Here is an 858-nt window from a genome sequence, read left to right as displayed (position 1 = left end):
CGCGCATCGCGGCGCTCACGGAGCCCGAGCGTGTCGTGTGGTGTGACGGATCGCAGGAAGAATACGACGCGCTGTGCCAGGCGATGGTCGACCAGGGCACGCTCACGCGCCTGAATCCGGCAAAGCGCCCGAACTCGTATCTCGCGCAATCCGATCCGTCGGACGTCGCGCGCGTCGAGGATCGTACGTTCATCTGCGCGGCGTCGCGCGACGACGTCGGCCCGACCAACAACTGGATCGAGCCGGCCGAAATGCGCGAGACGCTCAACGGACTGTTCCGCGGCTCGATGCGCGGCCGCACGCTGTACGTCGTGCCGTTCTCGATGGGCCCGCTCGGCTCGCCGATCGCGCACGTCGGCGTCGAGTTGTCCGACAGCCCGTACGTCGTGGTGAACATGCGGATCATGACGCGCATGGGGCGCGACGTGTACGACGTGCTGGGCGAGGACGGCGAGTTCGTGCCGTGCGTGCACAGCGTCGGTCATCCGCTCGAAGCCGGCCAGCAGGACGTGCCGTGGCCGTGCAATCCGGTCAAGTACATCGTGCACTTTCCGGAAACGCGCGAGATCTGGAGCTTCGGCTCGGGCTACGGCGGCAATGCGCTGCTCGGCAAGAAGTGTTTCGCACTGCGCATCGCGTCGACGATGGGGCGCGATCAGGGCTGGCTCGCGGAACACATGCTGATTCTCGGCGTGACGTCGCCGGCCGGCAAGAAGTATCACGTCGCGGCGGCGTTCCCGTCCGCGTGCGGCAAGACCAACTTCGCGATGCTGATCCCGCCGCAGGGCTTCGACGGCTGGAAGGTCACGACGATCGGCGACGATATCGCGTGGCTGAAGCCCGGCCGCGACGGTCGCC

The 858-nt window shown here is 67.2% G+C and carries 1 protein-coding gene; it reads left to right on the top strand.

Features of this window, described 5'->3' with window-relative positions; all coding sequences use genetic code 11:
• Window positions 1-858, top strand: an 858-nt coding sequence (locus A9Z05_RS01435; protein WP_084044081.1) for a phosphoenolpyruvate carboxykinase (GTP), incomplete at both ends; no start/stop codon positions are given.

This window comes from Burkholderia sp. A2, assembly GCF_001729305.1.
GTDB classification, from domain to species: Bacteria; Pseudomonadota; Gammaproteobacteria; order Burkholderiales; family Burkholderiaceae; genus Burkholderia; species Burkholderia sola.
The sequence above is the reverse complement of the archived record's forward strand: the minus strand, read 5'-3'. Positions and strand labels throughout refer to the sequence as shown.